The organism is Blautia sp. 2227st1_G12_2227SCRN_220401 (assembly GCF_039062885.1).
Taxonomy (GTDB): Bacteria; Bacillota; Clostridia; order Lachnospirales; family Lachnospiraceae; genus Blautia_A; species Blautia_A fusiformis.
Genome location: NZ_JBCLNI010000017.1, coordinates 1 through 16,361, shown reverse-complemented (window position 1 = coordinate 16,361; position 16,361 = coordinate 1). Strand labels below are relative to the sequence as shown.

Genomic DNA, 16,361 nt, shown 5'->3' with positions numbered 1-16,361 from the left:
TAATCGTAATATTTTATCCGACATTTTTTGTATCGGAGTATCTTTTCTATGCCATTTACTGGTTGTCTGTACTGTTTTCTTCACCGGAATCTTCTGTGGATTCCGTTTCTGACGCTGTATCCGTTTCCTCCATTGACCCTGTATCAGAACTGCTCTTTTCACTGTCAAGCTTCCACTTGCTGTCAGCGAGCAGCGCATAAACCGCCCGGTCATGGCTCTTTGTCATGGCCTTTCTTGTGGAACTGTTGCTTCGCTGCACTACCGAGAGCCGGTCAAAATCATCCAGTTCCTTTCCGGTAATGATCAGCTTGGTAGGATTCACGTAAACCGTATCATACCATTCTCCGTTGATCTTCACCTGGCTGGACGGCGTAAAGTTTGTTCCCTGGATATAATAGGTGTGATCCGTCTCAGACACAACCTGAATGGAATCCAGCGTGGTATCATAGATTCCCATACGCATCTTTGTCCGCTCAAAAGGATTCGCTCCGTCATATGTATACTGCTTTCCGTAGAGAAGATCGTACTGCAGGGTCTCCAGATCCACCTGATAATTTTTGGTATTTCTTCTTGCCTGATGATACTTGAAAACATTTCCCTCATGGATACCTACACGGTCCATAACCTCTGCTGCCATCTGGTATGCCGCAAGATTTTCTTTCTTTTTCTTAAGTCCGAAATTATCCCACATCACATACTCTGTCTGGAACAGATATTTATTCTCCACATCCTCCACGGTCAGTCCCATGGTCGGCAGATGATCACCATACATGACCAGTACCACATCCTCCGGATAATCTGCCAGCCTGTCAGTCAGCTCTTTGACAAAATTATCCATCTCATGGATCTGATTTACATAATACTCCCACTTATTATTCAACTCGTCAGTAGGTGCCCCGGAAACTGTGATCTCCGGATTTTCCAGTACCGGTTCTGAAGGATAATCTCCATGTCCCTGCACGGAAATAGTATATACATAATCAGGTCCTTCTGTGGAATCCAGACACTTGACGATCTCATCGGTGAGGACACTGTCCTTGGTCCAGCCCAACGGGTTCTTCTGATTTTCATCCTTCATGTACTCTGCCGAAGTGAAGGTATCAAATCCCAGATTCGGAAAAATGCTTCTTCTTCCGTAGAAATTCGCCTCATTGTTATGTACTGCATGAGCAGTATAGCCCAGATTCTTCAGAACATACGGTGCGCTCTCACAGGTAGTTTCCTTAAGGATACTCTTGTACGGATATTCACCCGGTCCAAAATAATGAAGGCTCATTCCGGTAATGGATTCAAACTCAGTATTTGCGGTTCCAGCTCCTACGGAAGGTACCTTATAATATCCGGAGGAATACGCCTTCATCAACTTTCTGAAATTCGGAATAGGATCTTCTGACAGCTCCAGATAATTTACCAGCGTAGGATCAAAAAAGGACTCCAGCTGTAAAAACAGAATATTCGGATGACTGCCTTCTTTCGTTTCCGGAAGATTTTCTTCCGACTTCTCGATCCTTTTGATCTCGCTTTTGGAATAGTCTCTCGGGGCACTGATTCCAGTATTAAAGATCGTCGTTGCCAGACAGTAAGGATATCCGTAATCCTCATAAGCTATGGCAATGTTTCCAAAATAATTGGAAAGAACTCTTTTTTCCAGAGCAAGCTGTGTGATTCCTCCAAAGGCAAGGACCCCGACCAGGACCAGCGGAATATTCACCTTGTATTTCAGCTTGCCTCTGTACTTCGGCGACCTTATCAGGATGATCAGAAGGATCAGAACCGCAATTCCCAGAAGAACTGCACCTATGGTCATCTGGGTATGGGTCAGATATTTTTTTGCAATACTGAGACCATCTGTCAGATTCTTCACATCCGGTCCTGTAAACGGTGTGACACGGTTGAGAAGAAGCACACCGTTTACGATTCCCAGAAACAGCCATAAGCTACCCACAAAGATACGCCAGAAAATTCTCTTTCGGAAGAGATAAACAATCAGCATCGTCGTAAAGATAAACGCTGCATTATAAGCAAATACAAGCGGCCTTGTGGTCATGTAGGTCCACGCCTCTGTGAACGAGTGCCTGCATATGGCCTCGATCACAAAGTACAGGACTGCACAGCCCAGAGCCTGAAGTATCAGCGAAATCTTATTGAAAAAGTTACACCACTTCATTAAAACACTCCTTCGTTATTTCACCATCTGTGTTAACTGCAGGTTCACTTTCTCTTTCATCTCTTTGTATTTCTCAAGTTTCTCCTTCTCTGCCTCTACCTTGGCTGCAGGTGCCTTGTTCACAAAATTCGGATTGTTCAGCATTCCCTCGCAGCGTGCGATCTCTTTTGTAAGTCGCTCCTGCTCTTTTGTGAGACGTTCGATTTCTTTTTCACGGTCGATCAGATCCTCCAGCGGCAGATAAACCACACCGTCTGCCACAACGATGGATACCGCATCCTCACCGATTCCGTTCTTATCCTGCTGTACGTGGATCTCTTTTGCAAACGCAAGGTTTGTAAAGGATTTCTTGCAGGACTCAAAACGTGCACAGCACTCTGCATCCTTGCCTACGATGTAGATATTGGTCTTTCTATTCTGCGGTACGTTCATCTCGTTTCTGGTGTTACGGATTCCACGTACAACCTCCTGGAAGCTTGAAACTGCTTTCTCAGCATCTGCAAAATCCATCTCGTCTCTGTATACCGGCCAGTCAGAGATCATGATGGACTCTTCCTCCGGAAGCAGTGTGCAGTAGATCTCTTCTGTGATAAACGGCATGAACGGATGAAGAAGCTTCAGTCCCTGTGTCAGCGCAGTGCGGAGTGTCCACAGTGCATCGTTTGCTGCTGCCGGGTTTTCCTCTGCCTTCCACAGTCTTACCTTTGCCATCTCGATATACCAGTCACAGAGCTCATCCCACAGGAAATCATAGACCTTCTGTACGGCAATTCCAAGCTCATATTTATCCATATTCTCAGTAACATCACGGATCACTGTGTTCAGTCTGGAAAGGATCCATTTATCCTCGTTGCACAGTGCGTTCAGGTCTTCCGGCGCTGTTACTGTCTTGCCCTCCAGGTTCATCATAATGAAACGGGAAGCATTCCAGATCTTATTTGCAAAGTTACGGCTGGATTCTACACGCTCCCAGTAGAAACGCATATCATTTCCAGGTGCATTACCTGTCATCAGTGTCAGACGAAGGGCATCTGCGCCGTATTTGTCGATAACCTCCAGCGGATCGATACCGTTTCCAAGAGACTTACTCATCTTACGTCCCTGTGAGTCACGTACCAGACCGTGGATCAGTACATGGTGGAACGGTGTCTCACCGGTCTGCTCCAGTGCGGAGAATACCATACGGATAACCCAGAAGAAGATGATATCATATCCGGTTACCAGAACATCTGTAGGATAGAAATACTCAAGCTCCGGTGTCTTATCCGGCCATCCAAGTGTGGAGAACGGCCACAGTGCGGAACTGAACCAGGTATCCAGAGTGTCCTCATCCTGATGCATATGTGTGCATCCGCATTTCGGGCATTTCTCCGGCATCTCTCTTCCAACCACCATCTCACCGCACTCATCGCAGTAATAAGCCGGGATTCTGTGTCCCCACCAAAGCTGACGGGAAATACACCAGTCACGGATATTCTCCAGCCAGTGCAGGTAAGTCTTGTCAAAACGTGCCGGAACAAACTGAAGGTTTCCGTCGTCCAGAGTTTTGATAGCAGCTTTTGCCATTTCGTCCATTTTTACAAACCACTGTGGTTTGATCATCGGCTCTACCGTTGTACCGCAGCGGTCATGGGTACCGACACTGTGGCTGTGCGGAACAACCTTTACAAGAAGTCCCTGCTCCTTCAGGTCCTCTACCATGGCCTTACGTGCCTCGTAACGGTCCATACCTGCATATTTTCCGCCAAGGCTGTTGATGGTGGCATCATCATTTAAGATGTTGATCTCCTCAAGGTTATGACGGCGTCCAACCTCAAAGTCGTTGGGGTCGTGTGCCGGTGTGATCTTAACGCAGCCTGTTCCGAATTCCTTGTCAACATACTCATCGGCAATAACCGGGATCTCTCTGTCTGTAAGAGGAAGCTTCAGCATCTTTCCTACAAGGTCTTTATATCTTTCATCCTCCGGGTTTACAGCAACTGCTGTATCGCCGAGAAGTGTCTCCGGACGAGTGGTCGCGATCTCAACAAAACGTCCTTCCTCACCTACGATGGGATAATTGATGTGCCAGAAAAATCCGTCCTGGTCTTCATGCACAACCTCTGCATCAGAAATAGAGGTCTGGCATACAGGACACCAGTTGATGATCCTGGAGCCTTTGTAGATATAGCCTTTCTCATAAAGGCGGATAAATACTTCCTGAACAGCCTTGGAGCAGCCCTCATCCATGGTAAAGCGCTCACGCTCCCAGTCTGCAGATGCTCCCAGCTTTTTCAGCTGATTGATGATCTTTCCGCCGTACTCCTCTTTCCATGCCCAGGCATGTTTCATAAATTCGTCACGGCCGATCTCGTTCTTGTCAATCCCTTCCTTACGAAGCTTCTCTGTTACCTTAACCTCTGTAGCGATGGCTGCATGGTCAGTTCCCGGCTGCCAGAGAGCCTCATAGCCCTGCATTCTTTTGAAACGGATCAGGATATCCTGCATGGTCTCATCCAGTGCATGTCCCATATGCAGCTGTCCGGTTACATTGGGCGGCGGCATTACAATTGTAAAAGGTTTTTTGTCCGGATTAACTTTTGCATGGAAGTATCCGTTATCCATCCATTTTTTGTACAGACGATCCTCAATACCCTTGGGATCATAAGTCTTTGCAAGTTCTTTACTCATGTTTTCCTCCTGAATCTTTCTGATTATAGGAACCTTAAAATGCTCCTGTTCTCTGCAAGAAAAAACACGCCCTCCACACAAAAGCCAATAACTAATGTGCGAAGGGCGATCATTCTCGCGGTACCACCTTCATTATCCGGAAAAAACATCTGTTATTCCCGTCTATCTCTTGTCCCTTAACGCGGGGTACGTGAAAACCTACACAGCAGCATCTGCATCTGTTCTGCATTTCTGCTTTCAGTTTCCCGGCTCCTAAGCTACCTTCTGCAGTCCTCCATCTGAAAATGCCTTTCAGCCTGCGCTTCTCTTGCGTCTGTGCATTTCTCTCTGTCAGCGTAGATCTGCATACTCCTCTTATTCAACACCTTTGCCATGTTCCTACTATAATGAAATTTTCTTTTTTTGTCAAGACAGAGGCCTTATTTCAAAACTAAAAATCAAAATAAAAAAGAATATCTCCACCGGTTATTTTTTCCAATGGAGATATTTTTTTATCTATCTTTCTTTTATTGTTTTGTACTCCTTCTCAATGCCTGCGATCAGTGTTTTCATTGTATATTCCAGAATTTCATTTCCGAATGCTTCCGATGATTCTCGGACCGGATGACGTCCTGCAATACCGATCAGATTACTCTCATCTTCTTTTACCTGTCCAAAGTCAACCAGTTCCGGCCGAACAGCCATTACAATAGATGTCTCATTTGCTCCGGCATGATCATTCTGATATTTCAGTCTCTCATCATCCGCATAGGTCCATGCTGTCATAATGCACAGTCCGTATTTTTCTTCTGCCTCTTCCTTCATTTCCTGAAATGCATTTGTTGACGGACCGTGTCCATGTCCCACAACGATGCGGACTCCTGCTCTGGAAAGCTGTGCAAAAATACTGCGCAACAGATCCTGAAACAGTCCCTTTTCCATCCAGTAAGCACTGCCCTTCATCTGCTGGGCACAATAAGTATTCAGTGCGCCCTCTGTATTGATATCCATTCCATAAAATACAGTTCCCCGATCATCAAATAAACGGTCAGGTCCCATGAACAGCATCGGAAGCACTACACCACCGACCTTTTCTGCCACCCGGACAAACAGTTCTTTTGACTGGATCCCGTCAGCTCCAAGAGGCATATGCGGACCATGCCATTCCAGTGTGCCAAGTGGCAGATAGGCAACCGGCATCTCCTTTATCCTCTGTACACATTCTTCCGGAAGTAATTCCTCGTATAATACTTTTTTCATGCTCGTCTCCTCCTTATCCTTTTACCGCTCCGGCAATTACTCCCTGTATGATCCATTTCTGGCAGACCATATAGAAAATAACGATTGGTATGATCGCCAACACCAGCATAGCCATCATAAGTCCCAGATCGATAGAGCCATATCCTCCTCTAAGATACTGGATCGCTACAGAGATCGTTTTGTATTCAGAGCCAATTACAAGATATGGAAGCAGATAGTCGTTCCAGATCCACATGGCATTCAGGATCGCAACTGTCATGACGGTAGGACGTATCACAGGAAGCACGACATTAAAGTAGATTTTCATAATAGAACAACCATCGATCATTGCCGCTTCTTCCAAAGAAACCGGGATTGATTTGATAAAACCTGTAAACATAAACACTGACAAGCCGGCGCCAAATCCTACATAGATAAACACAATGCCGATCAGATTGTCCAGCTTAAACATATTTGACACTTTAACAAGAGTAAACATAACCATCTGGAACGGTACGATCATTGCAAAAGCGAACAGATAATACAGTACCTTTGTAAAATGACTTTTTACACGTACCAGATACCATGCTGTCATCGAAGTCAGCAGAACAATAAGGACCACAGATGCTACAGTTATAAATAAAGTAATAAAAAATGCCTGTATAAAACCAGTCTTGATCAGACCCTCTCCATAATTCGCCATTTTTACAAAGGAGTCAGCATTAGGAAGTGCAAACGGTGTACTGTTGATATACAGCTTGCTCTTAAAGGAATTCATAAATACAATAATGATCGGGGCAATAAATAAAACCGAGATCACTGTAAGAATTACGATCATTGCTATTTCGCTTTTCTTGTTTTTCATCAGCTTTCAACCTCCTTACGCCGTGTGACAACAAGCTGCGTTACTGAGATTGCAGCTACGATCAGCAAGAACAGCACCGCTTTTGCCTGTCCTATTCCCTCATATCCCATCCTGTTGTAGAATGAATTATAGATGTCCAGTGCAACCAGCGAAGTTGATTTTCCCGGAAGTCCTGCTGTCAGAGCAAGGTTTAAGTCGAACATTTTAAATGCATTTGTCGTTGTCATAAACAGACAGATCGTAATTGCAGGCATGATCAGAGGCAGGATGATCTTTGTAACCATCTGTCTCCGGTTTACTCCATCGATAAGAGCCGCTTCCTTTACATCCTCTGAAATATTCTGGATAGCCGCAATGTAAATAACCATCATATATCCGATCATCTGCCAGTTCATGGCGATCACCATTCCCCAGAATCCGTATGAGGCCTTCACAGTAAGCGTTGTTTTGAAAAAAGCAAGAACACCATTGATGATCAGCTGCCAGATATAACCAAGTACGATTCCGCCCAGGAGATTTGGCATAAATATAACTGTTCGAAAAATATTTGTTCCACGGAGCTTTCTCGACAGCACATAGGCCAGTGCAAAAGCGATCAGATTGATAGTCACAAGATTTACAAGCACAAATTTAACGGTAAACCAGAGAGAAGCCAGGAAATCCTTATCCTGGAATGCAACTATATAATTGCTCAGTCCAACCCACTGTGCATCTGCCACAGTCGTAAATTTAGTAAATGAAAGATAAATTCCCAGTATAAATGGAATAATAAATGCAACTGTAAATGCGATCAGTGTTGGCAGTACCAATATCACAAATCTCTTTTTAAAAGCTTTTTCCATCTTTTACAAACCCTCTCTTTTATTACACAGGGCAGAAACATTTCTGTCTCTGCCCATGCTCTTCTACTATTGTGCGATCAGAGCTTTCTCCGATGCCCAGCAGTCGATTGTCTTCTTCACTACATCATCCCATTCCATACTTCCCTGTGCATACTCAAGAAGATAGCTTCCAAGCTGGTTTTTAAATTCCTGGCTCGGGAATGTTGCAAAATCCCAGTTGACCGTGTATAAAGAATCATCGTTCATATAAGTCAGCATATCCTGTACAAGCGGGTTATCCGGTCTTTCATCCTCTCCAAATGTGGTAAACGGAGGAATCATTCCAAGGATTCCATTACAGTATGCTTTTCCGCTGTCACTGTTGAACAGCCACTCAAGGAACTTCTGAGAAGCTTTCTGGTCAGCTTCATTAGCCTTGCTGTTTACACAGATATAGTTTTCTGTTCCAACACAGAGTCCCTGTTTTTCTTCTCCCTCTACTCCTGTGTAGATTGGAAGGAACTTAATATCATCCTCTTTGACTACGTTTCCATCCAGGTCATAGATCATTGCCCATCCCCAGTTTCCATTCTGGATCATAGCCACATCGCCCATTGCAAATTCTGCCATGGATTCCTCAACATTTTTAGCACCGACCATAGTTGGCTCTGTACATGAATTGTTCAGATAAAGATCAAAAATATTTTTGAAATTCTTATTGTATGTAAATTTGATCTCATCCAGATTATCTACGTCATCATCTTTATACTCATAGTAGATCGGAAGATTCATAAGATGTGTCTGCCAGCGCCAGTCTTCTCCAGGAGCAAATGAAGTAGATCCGAAAACTCCCTGGATTCCAAGATCATCTTTATGCTTTGTCATATCCTCTACTACAGTTTTAAGTGTGTCGAAATTTTTGATCTCTTTTGTATCTGAAATATCAACGGCTTTATCCGGAAGTGCAAAATACTTCTTCATAATTGCATCATTGTAGATGATTCCATATCCTTCTACCGCATACGGTATAGCATATACGCCATCTCCGTCTGTGATCGCCATATCTTTGTCAGTCAGCCATTCATAAATCTGGGAATCCTTCAGATCAGCACAGTAATCTTTCCAGGTCTGATAGCCGATCGGTCCGTTAACATTGAAAAGTGTCGGCATTTCTTTTTTGGAAAGCTCGGATTTTAATGTCTGCTCATAGGTTCCGCTTCCTGCCGTAACTACTTTCATATTGATTCCGGTTTCTTTTGTAAAGCTTCCTGCTACTTCTTCCCATTCAGCGGAAAGCTCAGATTTAAAATTCAGGAAATATACAGAGCCTGTATCTTCTTCGTCTGTATCTTTTTTGGCTGTATCTTCCTTGACGGTATCTTCTTTGGCGGTGTCTCCTCCGGAATTGCCAGTATTTCCGGCTGTTCCGCATCCTGCAAGAGTCAGCAGTGACATTGATGCCGCAATACCAGCGGCAATTAATTTTTTCGCTTTCATATTTTTCCTCCTATTTTTCATAATGACCAGGAATCCCCACACTGTCACGGATCTGCAGCAGATATTCATTTTCCTTTTCATCACATGGTCTCTCGACTCCATCCTGTAGATACAGCATGCCGTTTATGATACTTTTTGCCTGATATTCTACCGGCTGACTGATCGTAGACAGTGAGGGCGTTATGCGTTCCGAAAACGGAATACCGTCAAACGAAACTACAGATACGTCCTCCGGAATTCTGTAACCATGCTTCATGATCCAGGACATTACCTCTATCGCAACTTCATCGCTAAAACAAAACAATGCCGTTGGCAGCTTCTGAGGTACAAATATCTTCTCTATCACAGAAATCAGACTGCTTTTTTCATAGTCTCCATGGATCTGACCGATCAGGGACTCTTCTTGATCCAGCTGCATCTGCTTTACAGCTCTTAAAAATCCCCGTTTCCTTGCAATAAGGAAGCTGTCGTCCATTTCGTCAATGCAAAAGATGCCCCCTATCCTTCTGTGGCCAAGCTGGGCAAGATAGCATATGGTCTCATAGACAGAGCTTTCATTTTTTTCCATGATATTCAAACGCATTTCCGGTGACTGCATATGACAGACTTTAATCCTAAAATGTTCTTTTATATACGCTTCCTCTTCCCGTGAGAGCAGAAAAAGGCTAAAGCAGACTTCGATTCCTCTGATCTCCAGTTCTCTTAATGCTTCCAGTTTTTCCTCAAATCCTGAATTGCAATAACGGATAATACAGCCATATCCCATCTTACATGCAAACTCATTCAGATACCGAAACAACAGAAGCTGATACTGATTAATGTAGTTTGTCATTATAAAGCCGAACAGTTTTGACTTCTTACCAGCCAGATACTGTGCGTGAACGCTGGGATTATAATTGTACTTTCTGATGGTATCTACCACTCTTTTCTGCAGCTTCTCGCTGACTGGTTTGGAACGGTTGATAACACGGGAAACTGTAGCGATCGAACACCCGCTTTTTTTCGCGATAAATTTAATATCTATATTTGCCATATTTAAAATTCCTCCGGAAGAATTCTATGGTTACATCTTACAGGAAAACGTTTACATTTCAATTGTGAAATACTTACAAAATTAGCTTCAGGCAGATCATGGTCATCCCAGTCTTTCAGGATATTCATTACAAAACTGCCTGCATACAGGGAAATATGTAAAATTCCTGTATGCAGACAGTCTTATCATTTCATTATTTTATTCCACGCTCTTCAGTGACTCTACCATATTGATCTTTTTCAGCTTAAAATGCATCACCATATTTACAAACATGGAGAACCCAAAGGTAATGATTCCACTATAAACAAAGCTTATTGGCTTGATATTTCTTCCGAACATCACCGCATCTACCTCAACGGTTGTGATCACATACCGGTGAAGGAGGATTCCAAACACTGCGCCTGCCAGAATCCCTATGAAGGACAGCAGGATATTTTCCCGAAATACATACTGGGAAACCTCGCCATCATAAAATCCCAGGACCTTCAATGTTGCAAGCTCTCTCTGCCGCTCTGTGATATTGATGTTGTTCAGATTATACAGTACCACAAATGCCAGCATTCCGGCAGAAATGATCAGGACCCAGATCACCGCTCCGAGGGATCCCAGCATTCGCTCTACCTGACCTGCTGTGCTGCTTGTATAGCTGATACTTAAAGCTGCCGGATATTTCAGGATCGCATTTCCAAGAGTTTCCAGATCACTCTCTGCATCCTCTTTCATAGTATATACTGTACTTGAATACTTCGGTTTCTCCCCGAATGTTTTTTCATAGCAGGATGGGGTCATGTAAACGTAATGTCCCATATAGTTCTCTGTGACAGCAGTGATCTTTACTTTATACTTTCTGTTGTCTTTCTCCAGGGTGATCTTGTCTCCTGCTTTCACACCGATAAGAGAAGCCGTTTTTTCACAGATCACCGCTCCATCATCGGTAAGCTCATACTGCTCGTGGGACTTTCTGTCACGTAATGTTACATCCTCTTTAAAATTTTCCGTATTTTCCGGAACATACACATAGATACTGACACTTCCCTTTTCTTTTGGTGCCGTCATCTTGGTGAGCTGCACACGGGTATAGTGATCGATCTCGCTGTTTCCGTCCAGAAATTTCAGAAGATCCTTTTCCTGGCTGTCTGTGGCATCCTCATCATTGATCACCATGGCATCATAGTGCTGGATCTGGTCATATTGGAGAATCGCAATATCCATAATGGAGTCATAAAGTCCGAATCCTACAAGCATCAGTCCCATGCTTCCTGCAATTCCGAAAATGGTCATAAAAAGACGCTTTTTATAACGGAAGAGATTTCGCATGGACGATTTCCAGGAAAAGCTCAGATGCTTCCATATAAAGCCGATCCGCTCAATAAGTATCCGTTTTCCCTCTTTCGGTGCAGGCGGCCGCATCAGGGATGCCGGCGTCTCTGCCAGGGTTCTTGCACTGGAAAAAAGTGTGGCACCCATAGTACAGATCACTGCTGCTCCGGAAGCGATCAGTGCATATTGTAACTCATAATCCAGCTGCATGTGATCGCCAATATTCCAGTACATGATTCCATACGCCTGGATAATGATAAACGGAAGAACCTTTTCTCCGAAAAGTACTCCTGCGATACTTCCGCCTACTGTAGCCAGAAATGCGTAGCTGAGATACTTGGATGCAATGGATGCTTTTCCGTATCCTAGCGCTTTCATGGTTCCGATCTGGGTTCGCTGTTCCTCCACCATTCGTGTCATCGTGGTAAGACTGATCAGAGCCGCTACAAGGAAGAATATCATCGGGAAAACCTTTCCGATGTTTTTCAGTCGCTCTGCGTTATCACCAAAATCCGAATATTCCGGAAGGTCATTGCGGTCTGAGATGATCCACTCCGGTGTTTCAATATCATCCACCTCTTTCTGGGCATCCTCGATCTTCTGCTGGGCTTCCGCAATTTTGTCATCGGCTTCTTTTTTGCCGTCCTGATATTCTTTCTTTCCATCGGAAAGCTTCTTTTTTGCGTCCTCCAGGTCTTTTTTGGCGTCTTTTAATTTCTGTTCATTTTCCCGGATCTCTTTTTCACCATCCAGGAGCTTCTGTTCATTTGCATCCAGTTCTGCCTGACTGCTGGTAAGCTTTTCTGTGTTGGCCTGGATCTCTGCCTGACCGGCATTTAACTGGGCTTGTTTTTCCTCCAGCTGCTGCCGCCCTGAGTTGAGCTGGGCTCTGGCCGAATCCAGCTGGCTCTGGCCATCATCCAGAGTTGCCTGGTTTGCCGCAATTTCTTCTTTTGCCGCGGAAAGCTCTGCTTTCTTTGTTTCCAATTCTTTTTTCCCTTTATCCAGTTCTTCCTGGCCTTCGTTCAGCTGTGCCTCTGTCCCGGAAAGTGTCTCTTCCTGTTCTTTGATCTGGCTGAAGCCCTCATTGATCTGACCTAGGCTGCTCTCCAATTCAGCTCTTGTCTGGGCCAGCTCTGATTTTTTTGCAGTAAGCTCTGCCTGCGCCCCGTCGATCTGGGCCTGACCGGCATTTATCTGTTCTTCCATTGCACTGATCTGACCATTTAAAGTCTGGATCTGCGTGGAAAGCTCCGCCAGCTCTTCCTCGGTTTTTCCTGCTTCCGCACCGGCGTCATACTGCGCCTGCAGCTCCGCCGCCTGACTGCTTAATGCCTCTTTCTGGCTGGTCAATTCATCCAGCTGTGCCTGCTGCCCGGAAAGGGCTTCTTCACTGGAACTGATCTGGGATTCACCCTCGGAAACCTGTACAAGTCCTGCCTCACACTGTTCTTTCTGACCGGTGAGAGCAGTCTTTGTTTCTTTGATCGTATTCTTTCCCGTTTCCAACTGTTCTCTTCCACTGTCAAGCTCAGCCTGTTTGCTTTCCAGTGTTTTTTCCGCTTCCCGGAGCTGGACCTCACCGTCACTTACCTGCTGTTTTGCGGCATTCAGCTGTTCATATCCGGCAGTCAGCTCTGCCTGCTTCTCATTTATCTGTGCTTCGGAGTCAGCAAGCTGGGATCTGGCAGCATTTAACTGGGACAGACCGTCTTCCACCTGCTGTTTTGCGCTGTTAAGCTGAGACCATCCATCTTCAATCTGTTTTCTTCCGTCAGCAAGCTGCTGTTTTCCATCGGTCAGCTCCTTTTTTGCATCACTGAGCTGCTGTTTTCCATCTTCGTACTCTTTTTTTCCATCCTCATACTTCTTCTGCCCATCATCCAGCTTTTTCTTCGCGTCGCCAAGTTTTTCCTCTGATTCCTTCTTTCCGTCCTCAAGCTCTTTTCTGGCATCATTCAGTTTTTCATTGGCTTCTACGACGATCTCATCGTAGCGCAGACTGCACTGTTCTTTTTCGATGCCTTCCACACGCTTCTGTATTTTCCTGATAAGATTGTCGTAAGCATCGGTATAGCTGATCACATCCCCAGATTCATGAACCATAATATAGATCTGGGTAAAAGCTTCCTGTTCAAAATCCTCAGGAAGAATGTATCCGAAGCCGCTGACCTCACCCGATCCAAGAGTCGTATTTCCTCTGTTAAATGAAATATAAAGAGGGCTGCTTCCGATTCCCACAACTGTATAGGTTGTTTTTTTCAAAAGCTCACTGTCACCATCCTCACTGACAGATATGGTATCCCCGATTTTATACCCCCGATTCTTTGCAAATGGCTTGTCCAGAAAAATCTCGCCGCTTTTTTCCGGTATCCTTCCTTCATCTGCTGTAAGCAGATTAAAATTGCTGCTGATAGATTCCAGATGAAGAACCTTCCTAGCATCGTCCTCTCCACTCATAACATCCGTAGAGTAGCTGCCCTCAGCCAGTTCCACACCGTCAATATCCGATACCGCTTTTACATCACGCTGAGTCAGTCCCAGGGTTCCCTGGATCTTCAGATCCATCAGCTTTGCTGCTTCATAATAAGCATCTCCGGAATATCTCATATCCGGAGAAGACGCCTGGATCCCGGAAAAAAATGCAACACCCAGTGCCACGATCAGAAAGATCGAGATAAAACGTGCTTTACTTTTCCGGATCTCCATCCAGAAATCTTTGTGTAATGCCTTCATTCCGTCACCTACCATTCAATCTCTTCCACTGGTGTGGGATGTGCATTTTCAGTCATCCTGGAAACCTTGCCGTTTTTGATCTTGATCACACGGTCGGCCATAGGTGTCAATGCAGAGTTATGAGTAATGACAATAACCGTCATGCCCCGTTCCCTGCAGGTATCCTGAAGGAGCTTCAGGATTGCCTTGCCGGTCTGATAATCCAACGCTCCTGTAGGTTCATCACAGAGCAGAAGCTTTGGATTCTTCGCCAGCGCTCTGGCTATGGAAACTCTCTGCTGCTCACCGCCGGATAACTGTGCCGGAAAATTGGTCAGTCTCTCCCTCAGCCCTACTTCCTCCAGAACTGTCCTAGCATCCAGAGGATCCTTACAGATCTGAAGAGCAAGCTCCACATTCTCCAATGCAGTCAGATTTGGCACCAGATTATAAAACTGGAATACAAATCCAATATCCTCCCGTCGGTATCCGGTCAGCTGCCGGTCTGTATATTTTGCAATATTTTTTCCATCGATCCAGACATTGCCGGATGTGGCCTTATCCATTCCGCCCAGGATATTCAGCACCGTTGTCTTTCCGGCACCGCTTGGTCCTACCACAACCACAAATTCTCCTTTTTTTATCCGGAAGCTGATCTCATCCACAGCTATGATCTTCACTTCTTTTGAGCCATAGATTTTGGATACATTCTCCAGCTTCACATATTCTTCCGTATGCTCCATTTCCACCCCTCCTCTTTACTCTCTATATGATTTCAGGGGGCTTTTATCTGCCCCCTTTTAATTCTCTCACTCACGTATCACAGCTGTAGAAAAATGTTTTCGGCTGTGATCGAATATTATTAATAACTATATTTATAAGTATATCGGTTCTTAATTCAAAATGCAATTTCTACTTATATTTTACAAAGATTTTTCATTCCTGCGCATTTGTATTTTACATTTCTTTTCTATAATACAGACAAATAAAGGAAATCAATATTATAGCTGACTGTTGCTGACAACAGCAGAAGTATAATTCCAGCAAAACAGGAGGAATGGATTATGTATAAAGTACTGTGGAATCACTTAGATCAAAATTTAAAAAAGGCCCCTGCGCCAGCTGTTTTTCTTGCACTTTTGACAGCTGGATGGAGTGCAGCCGGAATTCTTGCAGGATTACTTGTTTGTCTGGAACTTCAGACAGAACTGATGGTGAAGCTGACTGTGATCTTATGTGCCGGTGGATACGCCGGACTGATTCCCGGTTTCTTCGGTGGGATCTTTTATCTTTACCGAATGGATCTTCGGAAACCTTCTGCGGATCCTGTAGCTGATCTGGCAGCTGAAGCGGAAAAAGCTTCTGCCGATCCTGCTTCATTGATCTATTTTCACAATAATTGACAAAAAAGCAGAACTCTGCCTGGTTGTGCAGGGCTCTGCTTTTTTTATTGAATATGTGTATTAAGTTTGATTACTTTCTTATGGAATCATTATTAAAAAACATGTGGATCATACCCAGAAAGACATTGAATTTCATACAGCGATCGCGCTGAGTAGCAAAAATGTTGTTGTTCCGCGGCTGATTCCCGTAATTAACAGTTCTATTCCATTATTTGTCGAATCAACCAGTGGTGCTCTACACGAAGAAACAATTGAAACACATCGCGAAATCGCAGCTGCCATTGCAGAGCATGACGCTTTGCGTGCTCAGGATGCCATGTACCTTCATCTGGTTTATAATCGTAAACGAATCCTGCTTACGGAAAAAATTCCTGATCTGTCGGACAGCATCAGGAAAGGATGCTGTCCGATCTTCCAGAAGTCTGTCTTCACGGTCTTCAGCAAGTACATTTTTATAGGAAAAATAAGCCCTGGAAATTCATCTTTCCAGGGCTTTCTAAGAGGTGCCACCCGGATTTGAACCGGGGATAGAGGTGTTGCAGACCTTTGCCTTACCACTTGGCTATGGCACCATGCTCCCCCTGTTGGACTCGAACCAACGACACTGCGGTTAACAGCCGCATGCTCTACCGACTGAGCTAAGGAGGATTAC

The 16,361-nt window shown here is 44.6% G+C and carries 11 protein-coding genes and 2 tRNA genes; 2 read left to right on the top strand and 11 right to left on the bottom strand.

What is annotated here, in order from left to right:
- Nucleotides 1–55: 55 nt before the first annotated feature.
- From ABCM67_RS10005 to ABCM67_RS09965, 9 genes are all read right to left on the bottom strand, one after another.
- On the bottom strand, nt 56–2,167 hold the full coding sequence (locus ABCM67_RS10005) for an LTA synthase family protein (RefSeq protein ID WP_342992833.1): 2,112 nt from the start codon (nt 2,165–2,167) through the stop codon (nt 56–58).
- A 15-nt stretch (nt 2,168–2,182) separates the two neighbouring features.
- Nucleotides 2,183–4,837, bottom strand: a complete 2,655-nt coding sequence (locus ABCM67_RS10000) for a valine--tRNA ligase (protein ID WP_118752599.1) — start codon at nt 4,835–4,837, stop codon at nt 2,183–2,185.
- A 495-nt stretch (nt 4,838–5,332) separates the two neighbouring features.
- A complete protein-coding gene (locus ABCM67_RS09995; protein WP_059085324.1) occupies nt 5,333–6,076 on the bottom strand; it encodes a creatininase family protein in 744 nt (247 codons plus the stop codon).
- A gap of 13 nt (nt 6,077–6,089) precedes the next feature.
- On the bottom strand, nt 6,090–6,920 hold the full coding sequence (locus tag ABCM67_RS09990; protein ID WP_059085323.1) for a carbohydrate ABC transporter permease: 831 nt from the start codon (nt 6,918–6,920) through the stop codon (nt 6,090–6,092).
- Nucleotides 6,920–7,762: a sugar ABC transporter permease gene (locus ABCM67_RS09985; RefSeq protein ID WP_059085322.1), complete on the bottom strand. Its 843-nt coding sequence runs from the start codon at nt 7,760–7,762 to the stop codon at nt 6,920–6,922. Before ABCM67_RS09985 ends, ABCM67_RS09990 begins: the two co-directional genes overlap by 1 nt.
- A gap of 66 nt (nt 7,763–7,828) precedes the next feature.
- Nucleotides 7,829–9,238 (bottom strand): ABC transporter substrate-binding protein, encoded by a 1,410-nt coding sequence (locus ABCM67_RS09980; protein WP_059085321.1) that lies wholly within the window; start codon nt 9,236–9,238, stop codon nt 7,829–7,831.
- A 10-nt stretch (nt 9,239–9,248) separates the two neighbouring features.
- On the bottom strand, nt 9,249–10,271 hold the full coding sequence (locus ABCM67_RS09975) for a LacI family DNA-binding transcriptional regulator (RefSeq protein WP_059085320.1): 1,023 nt from the start codon (nt 10,269–10,271) through the stop codon (nt 9,249–9,251).
- A gap of 198 nt (nt 10,272–10,469) precedes the next feature.
- Nucleotides 10,470–14,342 carry an FtsX-like permease family protein gene (locus ABCM67_RS09970; RefSeq protein WP_342992832.1) on the bottom strand — a complete coding sequence of 1,291 codons (3,873 nt, stop codon included), beginning with the start codon at nt 14,340–14,342 and terminating at the stop codon, nt 10,470–10,472.
- On the bottom strand, nt 14,336–15,049 hold the full coding sequence (locus ABCM67_RS09965) for an ABC transporter ATP-binding protein (protein ID WP_021977039.1): 714 nt from the start codon (nt 15,047–15,049) through the stop codon (nt 14,336–14,338). Before ABCM67_RS09965 ends, ABCM67_RS09970 begins: the two co-directional genes overlap by 7 nt.
- 321 nt (nt 15,050–15,370) lie before the next feature.
- On the opposite strand from ABCM67_RS09965, the gene ABCM67_RS09960 reads away from it, so the two are divergent.
- Both ABCM67_RS09960 and ABCM67_RS09955 read left to right on the top strand, forming a co-directional pair.
- On the top strand, nt 15,371–15,709 hold the full coding sequence (locus ABCM67_RS09960; RefSeq protein WP_279200661.1) for a hypothetical protein: 339 nt from the start codon (nt 15,371–15,373) through the stop codon (nt 15,707–15,709).
- A 103-nt stretch (nt 15,710–15,812) separates the two neighbouring features.
- Nucleotides 15,813–16,229 (top strand): FCD domain-containing protein, encoded by a 417-nt coding sequence (locus ABCM67_RS09955; RefSeq protein WP_334297993.1) that lies wholly within the window; start codon nt 15,813–15,815, stop codon nt 16,227–16,229.
- On the opposite strand, the gene ABCM67_RS09950 is transcribed toward ABCM67_RS09955, so the two are convergent.
- Both ABCM67_RS09950 and ABCM67_RS09945 read right to left on the bottom strand, forming a co-directional pair.
- Nucleotides 16,211–16,281 (bottom strand) — tRNA-Cys (locus ABCM67_RS09950). The two genes, ABCM67_RS09955 and ABCM67_RS09950, sit on opposite strands and share 19 nt — an antisense overlap.
- A gap of 3 nt (nt 16,282–16,284) precedes the next feature.
- A tRNA-Asn gene (locus ABCM67_RS09945) sits at nt 16,285–16,357 on the bottom strand.
- Nucleotides 16,358–16,361: the final 4 nt, after the last annotated feature.